Annotated in this window: 22 protein-coding genes; 14 read left to right on the forward strand and 8 right to left on the reverse strand. The window is 70.5% G+C overall.

Annotated elements, in window-relative coordinates:
* The first annotated feature begins 35 nt into the window (after positions 1–35).
* From DRV85_RS09640 to DRV85_RS09655, 4 genes are read left to right on the forward strand one after another with little or no spacing between them, the layout of a single operon-like run.
* On the forward strand, positions 36–959 hold the full coding sequence (locus tag DRV85_RS09640; protein ID WP_113289251.1) for a branched-chain amino acid ABC transporter permease: 924 nt from the start codon (positions 36–38) through the stop codon (positions 957–959).
* 1 nt (position 960) lies between these two features.
* Positions 961–1,944 carry a branched-chain amino acid ABC transporter permease gene (locus tag DRV85_RS09645; RefSeq protein ID WP_113289252.1) on the forward strand — a complete coding sequence of 328 codons (984 nt, stop codon included), beginning with the start codon at positions 961–963 and terminating at the stop codon, positions 1,942–1,944.
* Positions 1,937–2,695 (forward strand): ABC transporter ATP-binding protein, encoded by a 759-nt coding sequence (locus DRV85_RS09650; protein ID WP_113289253.1) that lies wholly within the window; start codon positions 1,937–1,939, stop codon positions 2,693–2,695. The genes DRV85_RS09645 and DRV85_RS09650 overlap by 8 nt, the downstream gene beginning before the upstream one ends.
* Entirely contained in the window at positions 2,695–3,384 is a 690-nt protein-coding gene (locus DRV85_RS09655) for an ABC transporter ATP-binding protein (RefSeq protein WP_113289254.1), read from the forward strand. Before DRV85_RS09650 ends, DRV85_RS09655 begins: the two co-directional genes overlap by 1 nt.
* Here DRV85_RS09655 and DRV85_RS09660 read toward each other — a convergent pair.
* The 3 genes from DRV85_RS09660 to mepK form a co-directional block, all read right to left on the reverse strand.
* On the reverse strand, positions 3,381–4,604 hold the full coding sequence (locus tag DRV85_RS09660; protein WP_233495461.1) for a CoA transferase: 1,224 nt from the start codon (positions 4,602–4,604) through the stop codon (positions 3,381–3,383). The two genes, DRV85_RS09655 and DRV85_RS09660, sit on opposite strands and share 4 nt — an antisense overlap.
* Position 4,605: 1 nt before the next feature.
* Positions 4,606–5,463: an HTD2 family dehydratase gene (locus DRV85_RS09665; RefSeq protein WP_113289255.1), complete on the reverse strand. Its 858-nt coding sequence runs from the start codon at positions 5,461–5,463 to the stop codon at positions 4,606–4,608.
* A 196-nt stretch (positions 5,464–5,659) separates the two neighbouring features.
* The gene (gene mepK, locus DRV85_RS09670; RefSeq protein WP_113289256.1) at positions 5,660–6,232 is read right to left on the reverse strand and encodes a peptidoglycan L,D-endopeptidase MepK; all 573 of its coding nucleotides are present in this window, start codon (positions 6,230–6,232) and stop codon (positions 5,660–5,662) included.
* A gap of 325 nt (positions 6,233–6,557) precedes the next feature.
* Here mepK and DRV85_RS09675 point away from each other — a divergent pair, with 325 nt between their 5' ends.
* From DRV85_RS09675 to DRV85_RS09690, 4 genes are read left to right on the forward strand one after another with little or no spacing between them, the layout of a single operon-like run.
* Positions 6,558–8,168, forward strand: coding sequence for a L,D-transpeptidase family protein (locus DRV85_RS09675; protein ID WP_113289257.1), 1,611 nt, complete (start codon positions 6,558–6,560; stop codon positions 8,166–8,168).
* Between the two features lie 27 nt (positions 8,169–8,195).
* Positions 8,196–9,290: a UDP-3-O-(3-hydroxymyristoyl)glucosamine N-acyltransferase gene (locus DRV85_RS09680; RefSeq protein ID WP_113289258.1), complete on the forward strand. Its 1,095-nt coding sequence runs from the start codon at positions 8,196–8,198 to the stop codon at positions 9,288–9,290.
* 29 nt (positions 9,291–9,319) lie between these two features.
* Complete coding sequence (locus DRV85_RS09685) at positions 9,320–9,589, forward strand: acyl carrier protein (protein WP_420820914.1); 270 nt, start codon at positions 9,320–9,322, stop codon at positions 9,587–9,589.
* A gap of 43 nt (positions 9,590–9,632) precedes the next feature.
* Positions 9,633–10,841 carry a beta-ketoacyl-[acyl-carrier-protein] synthase family protein gene (locus DRV85_RS09690; protein WP_113289259.1) on the forward strand — a complete coding sequence of 403 codons (1,209 nt, stop codon included), beginning with the start codon at positions 9,633–9,635 and terminating at the stop codon, positions 10,839–10,841.
* Positions 10,842–11,064: 223 nt separating this feature from the next.
* Here DRV85_RS09690 and mnmA read toward each other — a convergent pair whose 3' ends face one another.
* Positions 11,065–12,210 carry a tRNA 2-thiouridine(34) synthase MnmA gene (gene mnmA / locus DRV85_RS09695; RefSeq protein WP_113289260.1) on the reverse strand — a complete coding sequence of 382 codons (1,146 nt, stop codon included), beginning with the start codon at positions 12,208–12,210 and terminating at the stop codon, positions 11,065–11,067.
* Positions 12,211–12,330: 120 nt separating this feature from the next.
* Here mnmA and sciP point away from each other — a divergent pair, with 120 nt between their 5' ends.
* From sciP to DRV85_RS19700, 5 genes are all read left to right on the forward strand, one after another.
* Entirely contained in the window at positions 12,331–12,603 is a 273-nt protein-coding gene (sciP, locus tag DRV85_RS09700; protein WP_113289261.1) for a CtrA inhibitor SciP, read from the forward strand.
* A gap of 108 nt (positions 12,604–12,711) precedes the next feature.
* Positions 12,712–13,428 carry a response regulator transcription factor CtrA gene (ctrA, locus tag DRV85_RS09705; RefSeq protein ID WP_113289262.1) on the forward strand — a complete coding sequence of 239 codons (717 nt, stop codon included), beginning with the start codon at positions 12,712–12,714 and terminating at the stop codon, positions 13,426–13,428.
* A gap of 90 nt (positions 13,429–13,518) precedes the next feature.
* The gene (gene ligA / locus DRV85_RS09710; RefSeq protein ID WP_113289499.1) at positions 13,519–15,783 is read left to right on the forward strand and encodes an NAD-dependent DNA ligase LigA; all 2,265 of its coding nucleotides are present in this window, start codon (positions 13,519–13,521) and stop codon (positions 15,781–15,783) included.
* Complete coding sequence (gene recG, locus DRV85_RS09715) at positions 15,780–17,870, forward strand: ATP-dependent DNA helicase RecG (protein WP_113289263.1); 2,091 nt, start codon at positions 15,780–15,782, stop codon at positions 17,868–17,870. Before ligA ends, recG begins: the two co-directional genes overlap by 4 nt.
* A gap of 105 nt (positions 17,871–17,975) precedes the next feature.
* Positions 17,976–18,098 carry a hypothetical protein gene (locus DRV85_RS19700; protein ID WP_275401718.1) on the forward strand — a complete coding sequence of 41 codons (123 nt, stop codon included), beginning with the start codon at positions 17,976–17,978 and terminating at the stop codon, positions 18,096–18,098.
* 184 nt (positions 18,099–18,282) lie between these two features.
* Here DRV85_RS19700 and DRV85_RS09720 read toward each other — a convergent pair whose 3' ends face one another.
* Positions 18,283–18,735, reverse strand: coding sequence for an iron-sulfur cluster assembly scaffold protein (locus DRV85_RS09720; protein WP_113289264.1), 453 nt, complete (start codon positions 18,733–18,735; stop codon positions 18,283–18,285).
* A gap of 66 nt (positions 18,736–18,801) precedes the next feature.
* Between DRV85_RS09720 and hisI the strand changes: the two genes are divergently transcribed.
* Complete coding sequence (hisI, locus tag DRV85_RS09725) at positions 18,802–19,158, forward strand: phosphoribosyl-AMP cyclohydrolase (protein WP_113289265.1); 357 nt, start codon at positions 18,802–18,804, stop codon at positions 19,156–19,158.
* Positions 19,159–19,203: 45 nt separating this feature from the next.
* Here hisI and gluQRS read toward each other — a convergent pair whose 3' ends face one another.
* The 3 genes from gluQRS to trmFO are packed head-to-tail and all read right to left on the reverse strand — an operon-like array spanning position 19,204 to position 22,092.
* On the reverse strand, positions 19,204–20,103 hold the full coding sequence (gene gluQRS / locus DRV85_RS09730) for a tRNA glutamyl-Q(34) synthetase GluQRS (protein ID WP_113289266.1): 900 nt from the start codon (positions 20,101–20,103) through the stop codon (positions 19,204–19,206).
* Positions 20,100–20,714, reverse strand: a complete 615-nt coding sequence (locus tag DRV85_RS09735; protein ID WP_113289267.1) for a class I SAM-dependent DNA methyltransferase — start codon at positions 20,712–20,714, stop codon at positions 20,100–20,102. Before DRV85_RS09735 ends, gluQRS begins: the two co-directional genes overlap by 4 nt.
* A 22-nt stretch (positions 20,715–20,736) precedes the next feature.
* Positions 20,737–22,092, reverse strand: a complete 1,356-nt coding sequence (trmFO, locus tag DRV85_RS09740) for a methylenetetrahydrofolate--tRNA-(uracil(54)-C(5))-methyltransferase (FADH(2)-oxidizing) TrmFO (RefSeq protein WP_113289268.1) — start codon at positions 22,090–22,092, stop codon at positions 20,737–20,739.
* Positions 22,093–22,114 lie beyond the last annotated feature (22 nt).

The following is a 22,114-nucleotide window of genomic DNA, read 5'->3' on the forward strand; positions in this document are numbered from 1 at the left end:
CAGCGGGGTGCGCGTGACAGGCGTGCGGGGTAGCCATGACCACGATCCTATTCATCGAACAGGTGCTGAACGGGCTGCAGTTCGGCGTGATGCTGTTCCTGATGGCGGCCGGGCTCACGCTGGTCTTCGGGGTCATGGGGCTCATCAACCTCGCGCACGGCTCGCTCTACATGATCGGCGCCTTCGCCGCGGCGACCGTCTCGGCCGCGACGGGCAACTTCGTCCTCGGTCTGGTGGCGGCGCTGGCTGCCGCCGCGATGGCCGGCGCGGTTGTCGAGATTGCGGTGATCCGCCGGCTCTACCGGCGCGACCACCTTGACCAGGTGCTGGCGACCTTCGCGCTGATCCTGATCTTCTCCGAGGGCACGCGCTGGGTCTTCGGTTCGTTTCCGCTCTACCTCGACATTCCCGAGATGCTTTCGGGGCCGGTCACGCTTCCGGGCGGGATCGAGTATCCGGTCTACCGGCTCTTCATCATCGTGATGGGCCTCGCGGTCGCCGCGCTGCTCTTCTGGCTGATCGCGCGCACGCGGCTGGGCATCCAGATCCGCGCGGGCGAGGCCGACCGCGAGATGATCGCGGCGCTCGGCATCGACATCTCGAAGCTCTACACCGTGGTCTTCGCGCTCGGCGCGGCGCTCGCCGGGATGGCCGGTGCGCTGGTGGGCGCGATCCAGTCGGTCGAGGTGGGGATGGGCGAGCCGGTTCTGATCCTCGCCTTCGTGACGATCATCATCGGCGGCATCGGCTCGATCAAGGGCGCCTTCGTGGGCGCGCTGCTGGTGGGGCTGATCGACACGCTGGGGCGCACCATGCTGCCGCTGGTGTTCGGCAGCTTCATGGCGGATGCCTCTGCCGCCACGACGGTGGGCTCGGCGCTCGCCTCCATGCTGATCTACATCCTGATGGCGGGCGTGCTCATCGCCCGGCCGCAGGGGCTTTTCGGAGCGGCGGCCTGAGATGCGGCGCGAAACCATCATCAACGCGGCGCTCGCGATCGGGCTGCTCGCGATCCCGCTCTGGGCGCATGTCACGGGCGAGATCTTCACCATCACGCTGAGCACCCGGGTCGCCATCCTTGCGCTGGCGGCCGTGGGGCTGAACCTGGCGCTGGGTCTCGGCGGGCTGATCTCCTTCGGCCATGCCGCCTATTTCGGGCTGGGCGGCTACGCGATGGGGATTCTGGCTTTCCACGCGCAGAATTACGACCCGATCTTCACCTGGCCCTTCGTCTTCGCGGGCACCAAGCAGATGCTGGTGATCTGGGTGGTCGCGCTGATCGTCTCGGGGCTTGCCGCCTTCGTGATCGGGATGCTGACGCTGCGCACCTCGGGCGCCTATTTCATCATGGCGACGCTCGCCTTCGGGCAGATGCTCTACTACCTCTTCGTGAGCTGGCCGAAGTACGGCGGCGAGGACGGGATGTCGATCTACCTGCGCAACGACTTCCCGGGCGTGAATACGCTCGACCCGATCCAGTTCTTCCTGATCTGCTACGTCCTGCTCATGCTGGGCATCTTCGTGAGCTGGCGCATCGCGCGCTCGCCCTTCGGGCTCGCGCTTCAGGCGTCGCGGCAGAACGCCGAGCGGGTCGAGACGGTGGGCATCACCCCCTTCCGCATCCGGCTGGCCGCCTTCGTGATCTCGGGCATGATCACCGGGCTCGCGGGCGCGCTGATGGCCGATCTCAACCGTTTCGTCGGCCCCACCATGTTCAGCTGGCAGACCAGCGGAGAAATCATGATCCTCGTGATCCTGGGCGGTGTCGCGCGGCTTTACGGTCCGGTCGCGGGGGCCGCGCTCTTCATCCTGCTCGAGCACTGGCTGGGCGGCGTCAGCGACTACTGGCTGGCCTTCGTGGGCGCGCTGCTGCTGCTCGTCGTGCTCTTCGCCCGCGGCGGGCTGATTGGCTCGCTCGCGGGGCGGGAGGTGGCGCATGACTGAGCCCGTTCTCGAGATTCGCCACGTGCACAAGAACTTCGGCGCGCTCCGGGCGAGCCACGACATCAACCTGACGCTGCTGCCGGGCGAGATACACGCGCTGATCGGCCCGAACGGGGCGGGGAAATCCACGCTCATCAAGCAGATCGCCGGCAACCTTCGCCCCGACGCGGGCGAGATCCGTTTTCTCGGGCAGGACGTGACCGAGCTCGACACCGTGAGCCGCGCGCGGATGGGGCTGGGGCGCAGCTTCCAGATCTCCTCGGTGATCCCGGAGTTCACGGTGCTGCAGAACGTGGTGCTGGCACTGCAGGGGGCGCAGGGCACCTCCTACCACTTCTTCCGCGCCGTGCTGAAGGATCGCGAGACGACGGCCAAGGCCCGTGAGGCGGCGGAGCGCGTGGGCCTGGGCGACCGCCTCGCCGTCTGGGCGCAGGATCTCAGCCATGGCGAGCGGCGCAAGCTCGAGATCGCGATGGCGCTGGCGCTGGAGCCGAAAGCCTTCCTGCTCGACGAGCCGATGGCCGGCATGGGCACCGAAGGCGCCGCCGAGATGACCCGCTTTCTCGATCAGCTGCGGCACGAGGCGCCGATCCTGCTGGTGGAGCACGACATGGATGCGGTCTTCAGCCTCGCCGACCGGATCAGCGTGCTGGACTACGGCGAGATCATCGCCACCGGCACGGTCGAGGAGATCCGCACCAATCCCGAAGTGCGCCGCGCCTACCTGGGCGAGGACGAGGAGGCGGTCTGATGGCGCTGTTGCAGCTTTCGGGGATCGAGGCCGCCTATGGTGCAAGCCAGGCGCTCTTCGGCGTCGATCTGGAGGTCGCCGAAGGCGAGGTCGTGGCGCTCATGGGCCGCAACGGCATGGGCAAGACGACGACCATCCGCGTGGCCTGCGGCATGCTGCCGGCGCGCGCCGGGCGCATCGCGTTCGACGGGCAGGACATCACGAAGCTGCCCTCGCACAAGGTCGCGCGCCTGGGCGTGGGGCTCGTGCCCGAGGGCCGGCGCTGTTTCGCGCCGCTCACGGTCGAGGAGAACCTCGTCGCCGCCGCGCGCCCCGGACACTGGGATTTCGAGGCGGTCTCGAAGCTTTTCCCGCGCCTCGCCGAGCGGCGCGATCAGCGCGCCGCCTCGCTCTCGGGCGGCGAGCAGCAAATGCTGGCCATCGGCCGCGCGCTGATGACCAACCCGCGGCTGCTCATCCTCGACGAGGCGACCGAGGGGCTGGCCCCCGTCGTGCGGCAGGAGATCTGGGCCGCCATCGGCAAGCTCAAGGCCGAGACGGGCCTCGCCATCCTCGTCGTGGACAAGTCGCTCAAGGAGCTGGCCAAGGTCGCGGATCGGGCCGTGATCCTCGAGCGCGGCCAGACGGTCTGGACCGGCGGCATCGACACGCTGGAGCGCGAGGTGACGGACCGCTACCTGGGCGTCTAGTGCACCGGGGCCGGGCCGCCGACGATCCCCTCGTCGAAGAGCCGCCCGATCTCGCCGGACCCGAGCCCCGCGACGTCGGCCAGCACCTGTTCGGTGTGCTCGCCCAGACGCGGCGCGGGCCGCGCCGGATCGCGGCCGGCGGCCGAGAACTCCAGCGGGCTTGCCGGCACGAGGTAGTCGCCGATCCCGGGCTGGGTCAGCATCGAAAACATCGGGTTCTCGGTCGACAGGTCCGGGTCCTCGTCCAGCGCGGTGCGGAAATCGCGGAAGATCGACCATGTGACGCCATGCGCGTCGAAGCTTTCGGCGAAGTCGGACACGGCGCGTGCCGCGAACCAGGGCGCGAGGATCTGCGTGATCTCGTGCCGCGCGCGGAAGCGGTTGCCTTCCTCGGTCAGGTCGAGGCCCAGCCGCTCGGCGAGCTGCGCCATCGCCTCGCCCGTGCCCGTCGCCTTCAGCAGTCCTTGCCACTGGCGCCGGGTGAGACCCACCACCATGACACGCCGCCCGTCGGCGCAGAGGAAATCCTGCCCGTAGGCGCCGAAGAGCGCGTTGCCCGCCTTGGGGCGGCTTTCGCCCGTCAGCGTCGTCTCGCCGATGATGCCCAGATGCCCCAGCATCGCCGCCGCGACATCCTTGAGCGCCACCTCCACCTGCTGGCCGCGGCCGGTCTTGAGGCGTTGGCGCTCCGCCGCGAGCAGGCCGGCGACCGCGAGGTTGCCGGCGATGCAGTCCCAGGCCGGCAGGACATGCGCCACCGGCTCGGTGGAGCCCTCGGGGCCGGTCGCGTCGGGAAAGCCCAGCGCCGGGTTCACCGTGTAGTCAACCGCCGGGCGCCCGTGCCGGTCCCCCGTCAGCGTCAGCATTACGAGATCGCGGCGGTGGCGGCTGAGCGTCTCGTAGTCCATCCAGCCGCGCACCCGCAGGTTGGTCAGGAAAAGGCCCGCATCCTCGCCCGGCGCGGTGATGATCCGGGTGATCAGCTCCTGCCCCTCGGGGCTCTTCATGTTCACCGCGACGGAGCGCTTGCCCTTGTTGAGGCCCGCCCAGAACAGCGAGCGCCCGTTCGGCGCCACCGGCCAGCGGTGTGCGTCGAGCCCGCCCTCCAGCCGGTCGAAGCGGATCACGTCCGCGCCCATCTGCGCCAGAGTCATGCCGGCCAGCGGCACGGCCACGAAGGCCGAGCCCTCGACCACGCGCATGCCTGTCAGGATGCCCATGTCAGTCCTCCCATTCCGCGGTGGCCTTCATCGTCATGTGCCCCTCCGCCGCCGCCGCGCAGAGCTTCAGCCCCGGGGCGTCCGCCTCTCGCCAGGCCATCGCCCGCATCGGCGCGCCGGCGAAAAGCGGGTGCACCCCGCGAAAGGTGAAGCGGGCAGGGGGCCTGCCGCCTTGAGCTACGGCCAGCGCCATCAGGCACAGCGCCTGCATCGGGCCGTGCACGACGAGGCCGGGGTATTTCTCGACCTCCCGCGCATAGGGCAGGTCGTAGTGGATGCGGTGCGCGTTGAAAGTCGCCGCCGAGAAGCGGAAGAGCCGCGTCTCGGGCATCGGCAGCGTCAGCTCGGCTTCCGGCGTCTGCGGCGCGGGCGCCTTGCGGGGCGGCGTGAAACGGGCGGGCATCGGCATGTAGACGATGTCCTGCCGCTCCTCGACGGCGAGGCCCTCGGGGCCCTCGAGTTCGTGCTCGACGGTGACGAAGACCATGCCGCCGCGGTCGTTCTCGACCTCGCGGATGCCGGCGATGCGCGAGCGGCGGGTCACCGTGTCGCCCACCCGCAGCGGCGCGTGGAAGCTCAGCGCGCCGCCCGCCCACATCCGCCGCTCGTGGTCGATCGGCGGCAGGAAGCCGCCGCGTTTCGGGTGCCCGTCAGGCCCCAGCCCGTCCATCGGCGCGGCGGGGTGGAAGAGCGCCCAGTGCCAGAGCGGCGGAAGCGGCGTTCCGGTCTCCGGCGGGGCGGTCAGGCTGCCGGGCAAGTCGGAGAGCGTCGCGGCGAGCATCGAGAGCGCCGTGGCGCTCGCGGTGTCGCAATCCTCCCGCGTTCTGCCGATCCAGCCGTCGTAATCATCCCGCGCCATGCTGCTCCTCCTCCGGGCACGGGGGTCTGCATAGCGGAGACAGAATGTTTCGCCTAGGAATACTTATGTGCACATATCTTGCCGGGTCTCAGCTTGCCTTGCGGTCGACGATGAGCGCCGGAATCGAAAAGGCCGCCAGCCGCAAGGCCGACGGCACAAGCGCCGCGTCGCGGGCGTCTTTCCGTTCCGGTTGCCCTCAGCGGCCCCAGCTGCGCACCGGCCCGCAGTCCATGTGCACGAAGTCGGACGCGGTGTATTTGCCGACGCCGCCCGCGCGGCAGGCCATGGCGGCGCGCGCCATCTGGCTCACCGAGCGCGAGCGCAGGTGCAGGTCCGCCGCCTCGCCGCGCAGGTGGCGCGAGTTCTTGGCCACGCCCGAACTCCGCCGGCGCAGCATCGCGTTCGTTTCGGGGCTGCGGTAGCCGGAAATGAGCGTGTAGGGTTCGGAGGTGTCCAGCATGTTGTGCGCGGCGGTCATGATGTCGATGGTGCGCAGGTCGATCGCCTTGACCTTGTTGTTCCGCCAGTCCCGCATGAACAGGTGGATCTCTTCGACCGCCTCGCGGATGTACTCCCCCTCGATCCAGTAGATCGTGTCGATCCGCTCGCCCGTGCGGCCGGAATACATGCGCAGCCGCCGGATATCGCCGGCGCCGCGCAGGAACCCGGCGGCATTCGAGAAGGTTGGCGCCGCTGAAATGGCTGTCGCGGCGAATGCGGTCAGCAGGCCGCGCCGCGTCACGGCGCCCGTGCTGGAAGCTTGGTTCATGGCTGTGCCTGTCCCGTTTCTGCCCTGCCGCGACGTTGCGCGGCGCTGTCATCCCCAGATGCCGTCGCACTATGGCACAGGGTTAACGGGCCCACCAAGGCATGATTCGGCTTAAGCTGTTGTAAAATCCTGCAATCGGCAAAAACCTGCTCACACGGGGCTCGGCTCGGCGTGCACCCGGGCGTTGCGGCGATGCCGCGGGCAAGCGTCAAGTTGGGTGCCCATGACGAAACGTGAGTGGACAATCGCGCGTTCTTCCAGCTCCGATTTGACTCGAGACACGGCCGCGACCGCGCAGGTCCGCCGCCAGCAGAAGGAGATGCCGATGCCGCGCTTCACGCGCTCCTGGACCCGCCACCTATTCGCCGCCGCAGCGATCGGCTGCGCCGTCCTCGCGGCTGCTCCCGTCGCGCAGGCCGGCGTCACCGCCTTCAAGCAGGCGCTGGCAGAACAGGTGGCCGGCGAGGCGCCGCTGACGGCATTCTACCGCGCGAACGGATACAGCGCGATCTGGACCGGCCCGGGCGAGGACCACCGCGCCCGTCGCGCCGCGCTGCTCGAGGCGCTCGATGCCTTGCCGCTGCACGGCCTGCCGGCCGAGGATCTCTCCGGCCTGCGCGCGCGGCTGGCTGCGGCGCGCACCGCGCATGACCTGGGCCTGCTCGAGGCGGAGCTTTCCCGGCGCTTTCTCGACTACGCCCGCCGTGTGCAGATGGGCGTACTGACCCCGTCGCGGATCGATCCGGACATGGTGCGCGAGGTCGCGCGCCCGGATCTCGCCGCGCAACTCGCCGCCTTCGCCGAGGCCGAGCGGCCCGCGGCCTTCCTGCGGGGATTGGCGCCGGGCAGCGCCGAATACGCGCGCCTGCTCAAGGCCCGTCTCGAGCTCGAGGAGGTGGTGCGCGCAGGCGGCTGGGGCCCGGCGGTCCCCGCCGGCCGGCTCGAACCCGGCGATACGGGGTCTGCCGTCGTCGCGCTGCGAAACCGCCTGATCGCGATGGGCTACATGCGCCGATCGGCTTCGGCGGCCTACGACGGCGCGCTGGTCGAGGCCGTGCGCGCCTTCCAGGAGGCGCATGGGCTGGAGGCCGACGGGGTGGTGGGCGAGGAGACGCGCGCCGCGATCAACACGCCGGCGCGCGAGCGCCTGCAGTCGGTGCTGGTCGCGCTCGAGCGCGAGCGCTGGCTGCCCCGCGACCGGGGCGCGCGGCACGTGCTGGTCAATCTCACGGATTTCTCCGCCAGGATCATCGACGACGGCAAGGTGACCTTCGAGACAAAGGCCGTGGTCGGCGCGCGCAGCCCGGCGGACAAGCACACGCCCGAGTTCTCCGACGAGATGGAGCACATGGTCATCAACCCGTCGTGGTATGTGCCCCGCTCGATCCTCGCGCGCGACTACCTGCCCCGAATGAAGCGCAACCGCAACGCCGCCTCCTACCTGCAGCTCATCAACAGCCGCGGGCAGGTGGTCAGCCGCGCCGCAGTGAACTTCAACGCCTACAACGCCCGCAACTTCCCCTTCAACGTGCGCCAGCCGCCCGGCCCGCGCAATGCGCTCGGCAAGGTGAAGTTCATGTTCCCCAACCAATACGCCATCTACCTGCACGACACGCCCGAGAAGCATCTCTTCGACCGGCACACGCGCACCTACTCGAGCGGCTGCATCCGGCTGCAGCGGCCCTTCGAATTCGCCTACGAGCTGCTCAGCCGGCAGACGGACGACCCTCGGGGGCTGTTCCATTCGGTCCTCGAGACCGGCCGCGAGACGCGGGTCGAGCTCGAGACGCATGTGCCGGTGCATCTGATCTATCGCACCGCGCTGACCACGCCGAAGGGCGCGCTGCATTTCCGCCCCGACATGTACGGCCGCGATGCGCGGATCTGGTCGGCGCTCGAGGCGCGAGGGGTGGCGATCGGGGCCGTGAACGGCTAGAAGACGACTCCCGCCACGGGAGGTCAGATGCCCCACACGCTCGGCGAGCTCGCCCGCGCCCTCGGTCTGCAGGTGCACGGCGACCCGGACCTGACGATCACCGGCGCGGCCGAGCCGGCCGCCGCCGGGCCCGAGGAGCTCGCGCTCGCCTCGACGCCTGCCTATGCGGAGGCGCTCGCCCGGGGCCGCGCCCGCGCCGCCATGCTCTGGGACGGGGCCGACTGGCGCGCGCTCGGCCTCGCGGGCGCGCTTTGTCCCGCGCGCCCGCGCTTCGCGATGGCCGGCCTCACGGCCGCGCTCGACCCCGGGCCGGGATTCGCGCCGGGCCGCCATCCCTCGGCTGTCGTCGATCCGCGGGCCGAGATCGGGCCGGACGTCTCGATCGGGCCGCTCGCGGTGATCGAGGCGGGCGCGCGGATCGGCGCGGGCGCGGTGATCGGTCCGCAATGCTACGTGGGCGCGGACGCTGCCGTCGGGCCGGGCGCGCTTCTGCGCGAGGGCGTGCGCATCGCCGCGCGGGTCCGCATCGGCGCCCGTGTCGTCGCGCAGCCCGGCTGCGTGGTGGGCGGCGACGGGTTTTCCTTCGTCACGCCGTCGGAGGCCGGGGTCGAACAGGCGCGCGCGGCCCTGTCCGGCGAGGTCGCGCCGGCGCCGGCGCAGAGCTGGGAGCGTATCCACTCCCTCGGCGCCGTGTCCGTGGGCGACGACGTCGAGATCGGCGCGAACAGCTGCATCGACCGCGGCACCATCCGCGACACCGTCATCGGCGACGGCACCAAGCTCGACAACCTCGTGCAGATCGGACACAACGTGGTCGTCGGCCGCGACTGCCTCTTTGCAGGCCAGGTCGGGGTCGCGGGATCCACGCGTATCGGCGATCACGTCGTCCTCGGGGGGCAGGTCGGCGTAGCCGACAACCTGCAGGTCGGCGACAACGCGGTCATCGCCGCAGGCAGCAAGGTCCTGTCCAACGTGCCGGCGGGCCGGGTCATGCTCGGCTATCCGGCGACCCGGCTCGACGCCCAGGTGGACAGCTACAAGGCGCTGCGCCGCCTGCCGCGGCTCTTCCGGGACGTCGCGGCGCTCAAGAAAGCGGTTTCCAAGGCGGACGGGAGCGACTAAATGAGGCCCGCAATGGCGCAGGGGGCTTCATGGAGATGACGAACGTCCGCGACAGGGTGATCCGGATCATCGCGGAACAGGCGGTGCTCGAACCCTCCGACATCCGGCCGGAGGCCACCCTCGACGAGCTCGGCATCGACAGCCTGGGCGTCGTGGAGAGCATCTTCGCCATCGAGGAGGCGTTCGACATCTCCGTGCCCTTCAATGCGAACGAGCCCCAGGCGAGCGACTTCGACATCTCGTCGGTGGACACGATCGTCGCCGGGATCGAGCGGCTGATCGCCGAGCAGCACGGGTGAGGACCGCGCCGCAGATGGCTGCCGCGACACCTGGAGCCTGAGCATGGGACGTGTCGTCATCACCGGGGCGGGCACGATCAACCCGCTCGGCCAGTCCGTGCCCCAGACGCTGGAGGCCATGCGCGAGGGCCGCTGCGGCATCGGCCAGCTCGAGCTCCGCGACGTGGATCGTCTCGCGGTCCGCATCGGCGGACAGGTCAAGGGCTTCGAGGCCGAACAGCACTTCAACCGCCAGCAGCTGGCGCTCTACGACCGGTTCACGCAGTTCACGCTGATCGCGGCGCGCGAGGCGATCGCGCAGGCGGGCCTGGAGTTCTCGGGCGAACTGGCCGCCAGCTCGGGCGTGGTGCTGGGCACCGCCGGCGGCGGCGTCTCGACCTGGGACGAGAACTACCGCACCGTCTACGAGGAGGGAAAGAACCGCGTTCATCCCTTCGTGGTTCCGAAGCTGATGAACAACGCGGCGGCCAGCCACGTCTCGATGGAATACAACCTCAAGGGGCCGTCCTTTACCGTCTCCACCGCCTGCGCCTCGTCCAACCATGCGATGGCCCAGGCCTTCCAGATGGTGCGCCTCGGCATGAGCCGCGTGATGGTCACGGGGGGCTCGGAATCCATGCTCTGCTTCGGCGGCGTGAAGGCCTGGGAGGGGCTGAGGGTGATGAGCCGCGACGCCTGCCGCCCCTTCAGCGCCAACCGCAACGGGATGGTGCAGGGCGAGGGCGCCGGCGTCTTCGTCTTCGAGGACTACGACCACGCGCGCGCCCGCGGCGCCGAGATCCTCGCCGAGGTGGTGGGCTTCGCCATGACCTCGGACGCGGCCGACATCGTGATGCCCTCGAAGCAGGGCGCCGCCCGCGCGATGGCCGGCGCGCTGCGCGACGCGGGCGTGGCGGGCGAGCAGGTCGGCTATATCAACGCGCACGGCACCGGGACGCTCGCCAACGACAAGACCGAGTGCGCCGCGGTGGCCGATGTCTTCGGCCCCCACGCCGATCGGCTGATGATCTCCTCCACCAAGTCGATGCACGGCCACCTGATCGGCGGGACCGGCGCCGTCGAGCTGCTGGCCTGCATAATGGCGGTGCGCGACGGCGTGATCGCCCCGACGATCGGCTACGAGGAGCCCGATCCCGAATGCGCGCTCGACGTGGTGCCCAACGCGGCGCGCGAGGCCGAGGTGGATGTCGCGCTGTCGAACGCCTTCGCCTTCGGCGGGCTCAACGCCGTGCTCGCCCTGCGCCGCATCTGAGCGGCTGCCGGGCGGCGCGGCCTTGCGGCCGCACGTCTTCTGGCACTGCGTGCGGGCGAGGGGCGCTGCCCCTCGCGCTCCCCGGGATATTTTCACCAAGAAGAAACAGGCGGACCGGTTCCGGCTCCTTCTTCTTGGCACAAATATCCCGGGGGTGAATTGGCCGTCAGGCCAAGAGGGGGCAGCGCCCCCTTCCACGCCGCGGTGCCGCCGGCGCCACGCCTCAGCGACCGCGCCAGATCCAGCCGCCGCCGAGCACGCGGGTGCCGCCCGTCTCGTAGAAGACGCAGGCCTGGCCCGGGCTCACACCTTCCTCGGGGGAGAGCAGTTCGACCTCGGCCTCGGTTTCGGAGAGCGGGCGGAGGATCGCCTCGGAGGGGGGGCGGGTGGAGCGGACCCTGACGGAGATCTCGCGCGCCTCGGCCCCGGCGAAGGCCCCGTCGCCCAGCCAGTTGACCTCGCGCACGGGCACGCGGCGGGTGGCCAGCATCTCCTTCGGGCCGACGATCACGCGGCGGCGCTCGACGTCGAGCTTGACCACGTAAAGCGGCTCGGACAGCCCGCCGATGCCGAGGCCCCGGCGCTGGCCGATGGTGAAGTGGATCACCCCGGGATGCTCGCCAAGCACGCGCCCGTCGGCGTGCACGATCTCGCCCGGCTCGGCCGCGCCGGGACGCAGCTTCTCGATCACCGCGGCGTAGTCGCCGTTCGGGACGAAGCAGATGTCCTGGCTGTCGGGCTTGTCGGCCACCGGAAGGCCGTAGCGCGCGGCGAGCGCGCGGGTCTCGTCCTTCGAGGCGAGCCCGCCCAGCGGGAAGCGCAGGTATTCGAGTTGCTCGCGCGTGGTCGAGAACAGGAAATAGCTCTGGTCGCGCGCGCCGTCGGCGGCCATGTGCAGCTCCGGCCCGGCGGGGCCCGCTTCGCGCCGGATGTAGTGGCCGGTCGCCATGCAGTCCGCCTCGAGATCCTTCGCCGTCTCCAGCAGGTCGCGGAACTTCACGCGTTCGTTGCAGCGGATGCAGGGCACGGGAGTCGCGCCGGCGAGGTAACTCTCGGCGAATTCGTCGATCACCGCCTCGCGGAAGGTGTTCTCGTAGTCGAGCACGTAGTGCGGAAAGCCTCGCGCCTCGGCCACGCGGCGCGCGTCATGGATGTCGCGGCCCGCGCAGCAGGCGCCCTTTTTCGCCAGCGCCGCGCCGTGATCATAGAGCTGCAGGGTGACGCCGACCACGTCGTAGCCCTCCTCGGCCAGCATCGCCGCGACGACCGAGCTGTCCACGCCCCCCGACATGGCGACGACCACGCGGGTCTCGGCCGGCGGTTTGGGCAGGCCCAGGGAATTCAGGCCGGTGGCGGTGTCGAGCGACATGTCGGACCTCGTCGGAAAGCTCGCGGAATATAGGAAAATCCGCCGTTTTCGCAAGGGCGGGCTTCAGCGCGCGTTAAGCGCCCCGGCGCGAGTCTCGGCCGGCCAGTCTGGAGGAGCCTGATGTATCTTCGGAAGGTCAATGGCCCGCGTGCGGTGAGATTGCCCGACGGTCGGGTGATGACCCGCGCCGATCTGCCGGCGCCGGACACCCGCCGGTGGGTGGCCTCGCGCAAGGCGGCCGTCGTGCGCGCCGTGCGCCATGGTCTGATCGACCGGGCGGAGGCGATCGCCACCTATGCGCTGAGCGAAGAGGAACTCGACGAATGGATGGCTGCCGCCGACCGCGGCGGCGAGCGTGCCTTGCGTGCAACGGCCCGCCGCAGGCACAACTAGGGATTGCAAGCGCAGCCGTGCCGGATAAGCTTTTCCATGGTAACGAGCGGTTAACCTTTTCTGTTCACCTTGCGTTTTCACAGGAAGCGACGAAGCGGAGTGCCGGGCATGCGTGTGCTGCTGGTGGAAGACGACCCCACGACCTCGAAGAGCATCGAGCTGATGCTGACCCACGCCGATCTCAACGTCTATGCGACCGATCTGGGCGAGGAGGCCGTCGATCTGGCGAAGCTTTATGATTACGATTTGATCATTCTCGATCTCGACCTGCCCGACATGACCGGCCACGACGTCCTGCGGCAGCTTCGCCTGGCGCGCATTTCCACGCCCATCCTGATCCTGTCGGGTTCGGACGATACGGAAAGCAAGATCAAGGGCTTCGGCTTCGGCGCCGACGACTATCTGACCAAGCCCTTCCACCGCGAGGAACTGGTGGCGCGGATCCATGCGATCATCCGCCGCTCCAAGGGCCATGCGCAATCCGTCATCCGCACCGGCAAGATCGCGGTCAATCTCGACGCCAAGACGGTCGAGGCCGAGGGCAAGCCGGTGCATCTGACCGGCAAGGAATACCAGATGCTGGAGCTGCTCAGCCTGCGCAAAGGGACCACGCTGACCAAGGAGATGTTCCTCAACCACCTCTACGGGGGCATGGACGAGCCCGAGCTCAAGATCATCGACGTCTTCATCTGCAAGCTCCGGAAGAAACTCTCGGAAGCCACGGGCGGCCCGGCCTACATCGAGACGGTCTGGGGCCGCGGCTATGTCCTGCGGGATCCCGAACCGGAGCATGAGGCCGCCGACTCGGTCGCCGCCAGCGCCTGACGCCCGCCCGCGGGCAAGCCCCGCGCACTGGACGCCCGGCGGGCACGGTCCTATCACTCCGTCCGAACCGCAGCGCGCGTGGAGGGGGCCGTGGCCGAGGAAAAGCCTGTCGAGGATCTGAGCGCGGCCGAGGCGGCCGAAGAGCTCAGGCGCCTCGCCGAGACGCTCGCGCGCGCCGACGAAGCCTACTACGTCGAGGATGCGCCGGAACTCAGCGACGCCGAATACGACCGGCTGAAGGCGCGCAACGCGGCCATAGAGGACCGGTTCCCGACGCTGAAGCGCGCCGACAGCCCCAGCGAAAGGGTGGGGGCACGGCCTGCGGAGACCTTCGCCAAGGTCCGCCATGCCGTGCGGATGCTCTCGCTCGAAAACGCCTTCGAGGCGGAGGAGATCGAGGACTTCGACGCGCGGATCCGGCGGTACCTGAACCGCCCCGCCGAGGCCTCGCTGGAATATACCGCCGAGCCCAAGATCGACGGGCTCAGCCTCTCGATCCGATATGAGGGCGGCCACCTCGTGCAGGCCGCCACGCGGGGCGACGGCACCGAGGGCGAGGACGTCACGCGCAACGTGCGCACCATCGACGAGATCCCCGAACGCCTCGACGGCGGCCCGGACATCCTCGAGGTGCGCGGCGAGATCTACATGAGCCATGCCGATTTCGAGGCGCTCAACACGCGGCAGGCCGAGCAGGGCGGAAAGCGCTTCGCCAATCCGCGCAACGCCGCCGCCGGCAGCCTGCGCCAGCTCGACCCGGAGGTGACACGCGCGCGCCCGCTGCGCTTTTTCGCCTACGGCTGGGGCCAGCTCTCGGAGCCGCTGGCGGAGACGCAGATGGCGGCGATCGACCGGCTGGGCGCGCTTGGCTTCCCGGTCAATCCGCTCACCGCGCTCTGCGACGGGCCGGCCGAAATGCTCGCCCACTATGCCGAGATCGAGCAGCAGCGCGCGACCCTCGGCTACGACATCGACGGCGTCGTCTACAAGGTCAACGACCTGGGCCTGCAGGAGCGGCTGGGCTACCGCTCCACGACGCCCCGCTGGGCGCTCGCGCACAAGTTTCCCGCCGAGCTCGCCTGGACCCGGCTCGAGGCCATCGACATCCAGGTGGGCCGGACCGGCGCGCTTTCACCCGTGGCGCGGCTCACCCCCGTCACCGTGGGCGGCGTCGTCGTCTCGAACGCGACGCTGCACAACGAGGACTACATCGCCGGGCGCGACTCGAAGGGCGAGCAGATCCGCGGCGGCAAGGACATCCGCGAGGGCGACTGGGTGCAGGTCTATCGCGCGGGCGACGTGATCCCCAAGGTGGCGGATGTCGACCTTTCGCGCCGGCCCGAGGACGCGGAGCCCTACGAGTTCCCCCGGACCTGCCCCGCCTGCGGCTCCGACGCGATCCGCGAGGCGGGCGATTCGGTGCGGCGCTGCACCGGCGGGCTGATCTGCCCGGCGCAGGCCATCGAGAAGCTCAAGCATTTCGTCTCGCGCGGGGCCTTCGACATCGAGGGGCTGGGCGGCAAGCAGGTCGAGCAGTTCTACCTGCTGGCCTGGATCCGCGAGCCGGCCGACATCTTCACGCTCCGCGACCGCGACGAGGCGGGCGAGAAGGCGCTGCTCACGCCCGACGAGGTGCTCGATCGGCTCGAGGGCGAGGGGCGGGCCGAGGCGCGCGCGCAGCTCGCCGCCGCGCTGGGACTCGACGCCTTCGAGCGCGCGGCGGTGGCGGCGCGCTTCGCCGAAAAGAGCCGTACGCCGCTTGCCCGGCAGCTCGGCTGGGGCGAGAAGAGCGCGGGCAATCTCTTCGCCGCGATCGAGGACCGGCGGCGCATCCCGCTCGAGCGGCTGATCTTCGCGCTCGGCATCCGCCACGTGGGCGAAACCGCCGCGCAACTCCTGGCGCGGCATTACGGCGACTGGCCGCAGTTCATCGAGGCGATGGATGCCGCCGCATCGGAAGAGGGGACCGCCTGGGACGACCTGCTGTCCATCGACGGTGTCGGGCCGGTCCTGGCCCGCTCGCTGGTCAAGTCGCTGTCGCAGAAGGCCGAGCGCGCGTCGATCGACCGGCTCGCGGCCTGCCTGACGGTCGAGCCCGCGGCCCAGCCGCAGGCGAGCGACAGCCCCGTCGCGGGCAAGACCATCGTCTTCACCGGCACGCTGGAAAAGATGACCCGCGCTGAGGCCAAGGCGCGCGCCGAGAGCCTGGGCGCCAAGGTCTCAGGCTCGGTCTCGGCCAAGACCGACCTGCTGGTGGCCGGCCCCGGCGCGGGGTCCAAGGCGAAGAAGGCCGCCGAACTCGGCGTCGAGACCATCGACGAGGACGGCTGGCTCGCGCTGATCGGCGCGGCATGAGCACGCGGCCCGAGCCGCTCTTTCCGCTCTTCGCCGGGCTCGAGACGCTGCCCGGCGTGGGCGCCAAGACCGCGCAGACGCTGGAGAAGGGGGGCATCGAGCGGCCGCGCGATTTGCTCTTCACCCTGCCGCATTCGGTCGTGGACCGGCGCCGGCGCGCCAGCATCCGCGGCGCCGATCTTCCCTGCGTGGCGACGGTGGAGGTGACGGTGGGCGCGCACCGCGCGCCGCGCACGAAGACCGGCGCCTACCGCGTGGAGGTGGAGGACGCCGAGACGGCGTTCCAGCTCGTCTTCTTCCGCGGCCGCGCCGACTACCTTCAGCGGGTTCTGCCCCCGGGCGCGCGCCGGCTCGTCTCGGGCCGGGTGGAGCTTTACGACGGGATGGCGCAGATGGTGCATCCCGATCACATCGTGACCCCCGAGGAGGCGGACGAGATCCCGGCCTTCGAGCCGGTCTATCCGCTCACCGGCTCGCTCACGCAGAAGGTGATGGCGAAGGCCGCGCAGGCCGCGCTCGACCGCGCGCCGGAGCTGCCCGAATGGATCGACCCGGTGCAGAAGGCGCAGGAAGGCTGGCCGGACTGGCACGCGGCGCTTCAGGCGGCGCATGCGCCGGAGGGGGCGGGCGATCTGGCCGCCACGCATCCGGCGCGCGCCCGGCTCGCCTACGACGAGATGATGGCGCATCAGCTCACCCTGGCGCTCGCGCGTGCGCGGGTGCGCCGCGGCCGCGGGCGGGAGACGCACGGCACCGGCGCGCTGCAGCGCAAGGTGCTGGAAAGTCTCGCCTTCCGCCCGACCGGCGCACAGACCCGCGCGGTGACGGAGATCGCCGACGACATGCGTAGCTCGCTGCGGATGAACCGGCTCCTGCAGGGCGACGTGGGCGCGGGCAAGACGCTGGTGGCCTTCCTCGCGCTCACGATCGCGGTGGAGGCCGGCGGGCAGGGGGTGATGATGGCGCCCACCGAGATCCTCGCGCGGCAGCATTACGAGGCGCTCCTGCCCCTGGCCGAGGCGGCGGGCGTGCGCATGGCGCTGCTGACCGGGCGCGACAAGGGGACGGGGCGGGCGGCGAAGCTCGCCGCGCTTGCAGAGGGCGAGACGCAGGTGCTGGTGGGCACGCATGCCGTCTTCCAGAGGGACGTGGCTTTCCACGACCTGCGCCTCGCCATCGTGGACGAGCAGCACCGCTTCGGCGTGCGCCAGCGGCTCGAGCTCGGGCAGAAGGGCGCGCGCGCCGACATGCTGGTGATGACGGCCACGCCGATCCCGCGCAGCCTGGCGCTTGCGCATTACGGCGACATGGACGTGAGCGTGCTGGACGAGAAGCCGCCGGGCCGGCAGCCGATCCGCACCGCGATGGTCTCGACCGAGCGGCTGGCCGAGGTCGTCGATCACCTGCGCGGCGCCGTGGCCCAGGGGCGGCAGGCCTACTGGGTCTGCCCGCTCGTGGACGAGAGCGAGGCGGTGGACCTGACGGCGGCCGAGGCGCGCTTCAAGCGGCTGCGCGCGTCCCTGGGGGACGGGGTCGTCGGCCTCGTCCACGGCCAGATGCCGCCCGAGGAGAAGGACGCGGCGATGGCCCGCTTCCAGCGCGGCGAGACGAGCGTGCTGGTGGCGACGACGGTGATCGAGGTCGGCGTGGACGTGCCCAATGCCACGATCATGGTGATCGAACGCGCCGAGATCTTCGGGCTGGCGCAGCTCCATCAGCTGCGCGGCCGCGTCGGCCGCGGGCGCGGCGCCTCGACCTGCACGCTGCTCTATCAGCCGCCGCTGTCGGAAAGCGCGATGCGGCGCCTGACGACGATCCGCGACACCGAGGACGGATTCCGCATCGCGGAGGTGGACCTCGAGATGCGCGGCGCGGGCGATCTGATCGGCACCGCGCAGTCCGGGCTGCCGCGATTCCGCATCGCGGACTTGGAGCGACAGGCGGGGCTGATGGCCACCGCGCAATCCGACGCGCGGCGGCTTCTGGCGGACGACCCCGACCTGCGCACGCCGCGCGGCGAGGCGGCACGCACCTTGCTGTGGCTGATGCGGCAGGACGAGGCGATTCGGCTGCTGTCCGTGGGGTGAGGCGGCGCAAACCGCTTTGTTCACGAATGTTCTTAAAAAGTTCTTTACATGACGCGGGAGATATGAGAACAAAGGGTCAACATCCCCGGAGACGGAGCCGAAGCGATGATGACCCAGCTTGCCAGTATCCTGCGCCGCGCCCCCGGCGCCGTCGTCGCCGACATGGCCGGCCTCGTCGCGCTGGCCGTGCTGCTCTTCGCCGCGCTCAATCTTCCGGGGATCGTCTGAGCTGTCTCGCGATCCGCGCTTCAGGGCTTTTCCGGCGCCTCTGTCCCCAAGCTGAGCGTCCCCTGTCGGCCCTGCCTGTCCCCAAAGCGGATCGGACTTCGCCGCCGCCTTCCTCAGCGAAGCGCGGCGGCCTTTTCTTTCGGCGGCCTTTTCTTTCGGGGGGCTTTTCTTACGGGGTGGCGTCTCAGGCGCAGCGCGCCTTCTCGGCCTCGGCGACGGCCTCGGCCGTCGCGTCGAGCGCGAGCATGATCGAGGCGTGGCGGTTCTTGTAGTCGCGCGCCGGGCGCAGCACCTCGAGCCCGTCGAAGGGCGGCGCGGGCGCCGGACCGTCGGACTTCAACATCGCCTTGAGCGCATCGCGCGCGGCCTCGATCTCGGCCCGGCTGCGGCCGATCGCGTTGGCGCCGACCACCGCCGCCGCCGCCTGCCCGAGCGCGCAGGCCTTCACGTCCTGTCCGAACTCGGCGATCCGGCCGTCGCGCAAGATCACGTCCACCGTCACCGTCGACCCGCAAAGCGGCGAGCGCTTCCTGACGCTGGCGTCGGGCGCGCCGAGCCGGGCGGTGTGCGGAATCTCGGCCGCGAGCGCGAGGATGCGGCCCGAATAGAGCTTGATGAGGTCGGTCTCGGCGCTCATGGCTTCCCCACATGGTCTTTCCTGCATAGTTAGGCGCGACGCGCCACGATGCAAAAGGAAATCCACATGCCCTTCGACCCTGCGACGCTGCGCTACGACGCGCGCGGCCTGATCCCTGCCATCGCGCAGGAGGCTGAAACCGGCGAGGTGCTGATGATGGCCTGGATGACCGCCGAGGCGGTGGCGCGCACGCTCAAGACCGGCCGCGTCACCTATTGGTCGCGCTCGCGGCAGGCCTTCTGGGAGAAGGGCGCGACCTCTGGCAACCTGCAGGAACTCGTGGAGATGCGGCTGGACTGCGACCGCGACACGCTGCTGCTGCTGGTGCGCCAGACCGGGCCCGCCTGCCACACCGGGCGGCGGAGCTGTTTCTACACGGCGGTGCGGGACGGTGCGGAGGTGGAGATCCTCGCGCCCGAGTGAGCCCGGAAGGGGGGCTGTCTGCCCCCCTCGGCGGCTCGCGCCGCCTCACCCCCCGAGGATATTTGACCCAAGAAGAAGGGGCGGGGGGAGGTCCACCATCGCGCGGATGTCATCCGGGGTGCGTCCCTCGTCGCGGAGAGCGGCGATGGCGCGGGCGTCGTCGCGCTTGGCCAGGCGGCGGCCCGTCTCGTCGCGGATCAGGCGATGGTGGTGGTAGATCGGCGTCGGCAGGCCGAGGAGGCGCTGGAGCAGGACGTGGATGGCGGTGGCGGGTGCGAGATCCGCGCCGCGGATCACATGGGTGATCGCCTGGTCGGCGTCGTCGAGCACGACGGCGAGATGGTAGGCGGCGCCGAGGCCCCGGCGCGCAAGGGCGACGTCGCCGATCTCGCGCGTGAAATGGTCCGGGCCGAGCGCGCCCGGCGGCTCTGCGACGCCGGTCTCGGTATAGGTGAGGGCGGCGCGGTCGAGCCCGGCCGCGGCGCCGGCGCGGGCCATGTCGAGCCGCAGCGCGCAGTCCCCTGGCATCGGCCCGACGGGCGGCGTGTCCGGGCGGCAGGTGCCGGGGTAGATCACCCCGTCGGGGCCGTGCAGGGGCGCGCCCTCCTGCGGCGCGCTCGCGGCGGCCTCGATGTCGCGGCGGGTGCAGTGGCAGGGGTAAAGGAGGCCGCGGTCCCAGAGCGCGGCGAGCGCGGCGCGGTAGCGCGGCAGGCGGTCCGACTGCCGCATCACGGGGCCGTCCCATGTGAGGCCGAGCCAGGCGAGGTCGCTCTCGATCTGCGCCGCCCAATGGGTGCGCGCGCGGCTCTGGTCGAGGTCGTCGAGGCGCAGGAGGAAGCTGCCCCCCGCCGCGCGGGCCGTGTCGTGGGCGAGCAGCGCGGAGTAGGCGTGCCCGAGGTGCAGCGGGCCGGTGGGCGAGGGGGCGAAGCGGGTGCGGAGGCTCACGCCTTCTCGAGGACGTAGACGAGGGCGCCGACGCCCTCGGCCGGGACGTGCTCCCCGTGCTCGCGGAAGCGGATGCGCGCGGCGCCGCTCTCAACGAGCGCGGTCACGTGGGCCTCGAAGGCGGGATCCTGCAGCGTGTTGTCGTTGAACGAGAAGCCGAAGAGCCCGCCCGCGGGGAGGAGCGTCCAGACCCGGTCGAAGGCGGCGAGCGGCGCGGCGCCCGAGCCGATCACGCCGATCGCGGCGGCCGCCGCGTAGCGCCCGGCGCGCTCGGTCATCGGGTCGTCGTCGCCGATGGCGTCGAGGGCGCGGTAGACGCCCTTGGCCCGCGCGACCTCAAGCATGCCGTCGGAGACGTCCACGCCGTCGATGGTGGTGAAGCCCGCCTCGGCCAGCGCCTCGCCCGAGAGGCCGGTGCCGCAGCCGAAGTCGAGGATCGGGCGCGTGGGGTCGTCGATCGCGTGCGCGAGCGCCTCGGAGACGCGGCGCGGCGTGGCGTAGCCCGCGGCGCGCAGGTCGGCGTCGTATTGCGCGGCCCAGTCGTCGTAGAGGCGCCGCATCTCCTCGGCGCCCTCGGTCCTGTACACTCTGTCGAGAAATCCCTGTGTCATGCAGGGAAGCCTAACCGGCGCGTCACGCGGCGTCCAGCGCCGCCCCCGCGAGCCAGGCGCGCCAGGCGGCCTTGGCGCGGTCGGTGTAGGCGCGGTAGCGCTCCCGCCGGCCCTTGCGCCCGCCCTTGAGCCCCTCGACCGGGCGGAAGAGGCCGAAGTTCACGTTCATGGGCTGGAAGGTCTTCGCCTCCGCGCCGCCGGTGATGTGATGCACGAGCGCGCCCATGGCGCTGTCGGCGGGTGCGGTGGGCAGCGGGCGGCCGAGGATCTCGGCCGCGGCGAGGCGCCCCGCGAGAAGGCCCATGGCCGCGGATTCGACGTAGCCCTCCACCCCGGTGATCTGCCCGGCGAAGCGGATGTTGGGCCGCGCGCGCAGGCGGAGCTGATCGTCGAGAAGCGTCGGCGAGTTGAGGAAGGTGTTGCGGTGGATGCCGCCGAGGCGGGCGAAGCGCGCCTCCTCCAGTCCGGGAATCATCCGGAAGACAGAAGTTTGCGCGCCGTACTTCATCTTCGTCTGGAAGCCCACGATGTTGTAGAGCGTCCCCAGCGCGTTGTCGCGGCGGAGTTGCACGACGGCGTGGGGCTTTTCGTCCGGCTTGTGCGGATTGGTCAGGCCCACGGGTTTCATCGGGCCATGACGCAGGGTCTCGCGCCCGCGTTCGGCCATCACCTCGATCGGCAGGCAGCCATCGAAGTAATCCGCCGTCTCGCCCTCGTGGAACTCGGTCTTGTCGGCCGCGAGAAGCGCGTCGATGAAGGCCTCGTACTGGTCCTTCGTCATGGGGCAGTTGATGTAGGCGGTGCGCTCCTCCTCGGTCTCGCCCTTGTCGTAGCGCGACTGCCGCCAGGCGGTCCCCATGTCGATGCTCTCGGCGTAGACGATGGGCGCGATGGCGTCGAAGAAGGCGAGCTGATCGGCGCCCGTCGCCCGCGCGATCGCCTCGCCCAGAGCGGGCGAGGTCAGCGGACCGGTGGCGAAGATCCAGCGGCCTTCCTCGGGAAGTTCCGTGATTTCCGACTCTTCGACGGTGACCTTCGGGTGGGACTTGAGCCGGGCCGTCACCTCCTCGGCGAAGGGGTCGCGGTCCACGGCGAGCGCGCCGCCCGCGGGCAGGCGGTGGCGGTCGGCGGTGGTCATCACCAAGCCTTGCGCCGCGCGCATCTCCCAGTGGAGTTGGCCCACGGCGTTCTCCGCGTCGTCGTCGGAGCGGAAGGAGTTCGAACAGACCATCTCGGCCAGGTGGCCCGTGCGATGCGCGAAGGTGCCGACCGTGGGCCGCATCTCGTGCAGCACCACCTCCACGCCCATTTCCGCGGCCTGCCAGGCGGCTTCCGAGCCGGCCATGCCGCCGCCCACGATATGCAGCTTTTCCGTCATGCGCGCCGATCTAGGCTCCTTG

It is taken from the genome of Rhodosalinus halophilus (assembly GCF_003298775.1).
Taxonomy (GTDB): Bacteria; Pseudomonadota; Alphaproteobacteria; order Rhodobacterales; family Rhodobacteraceae; genus Rhodosalinus; species Rhodosalinus halophilus.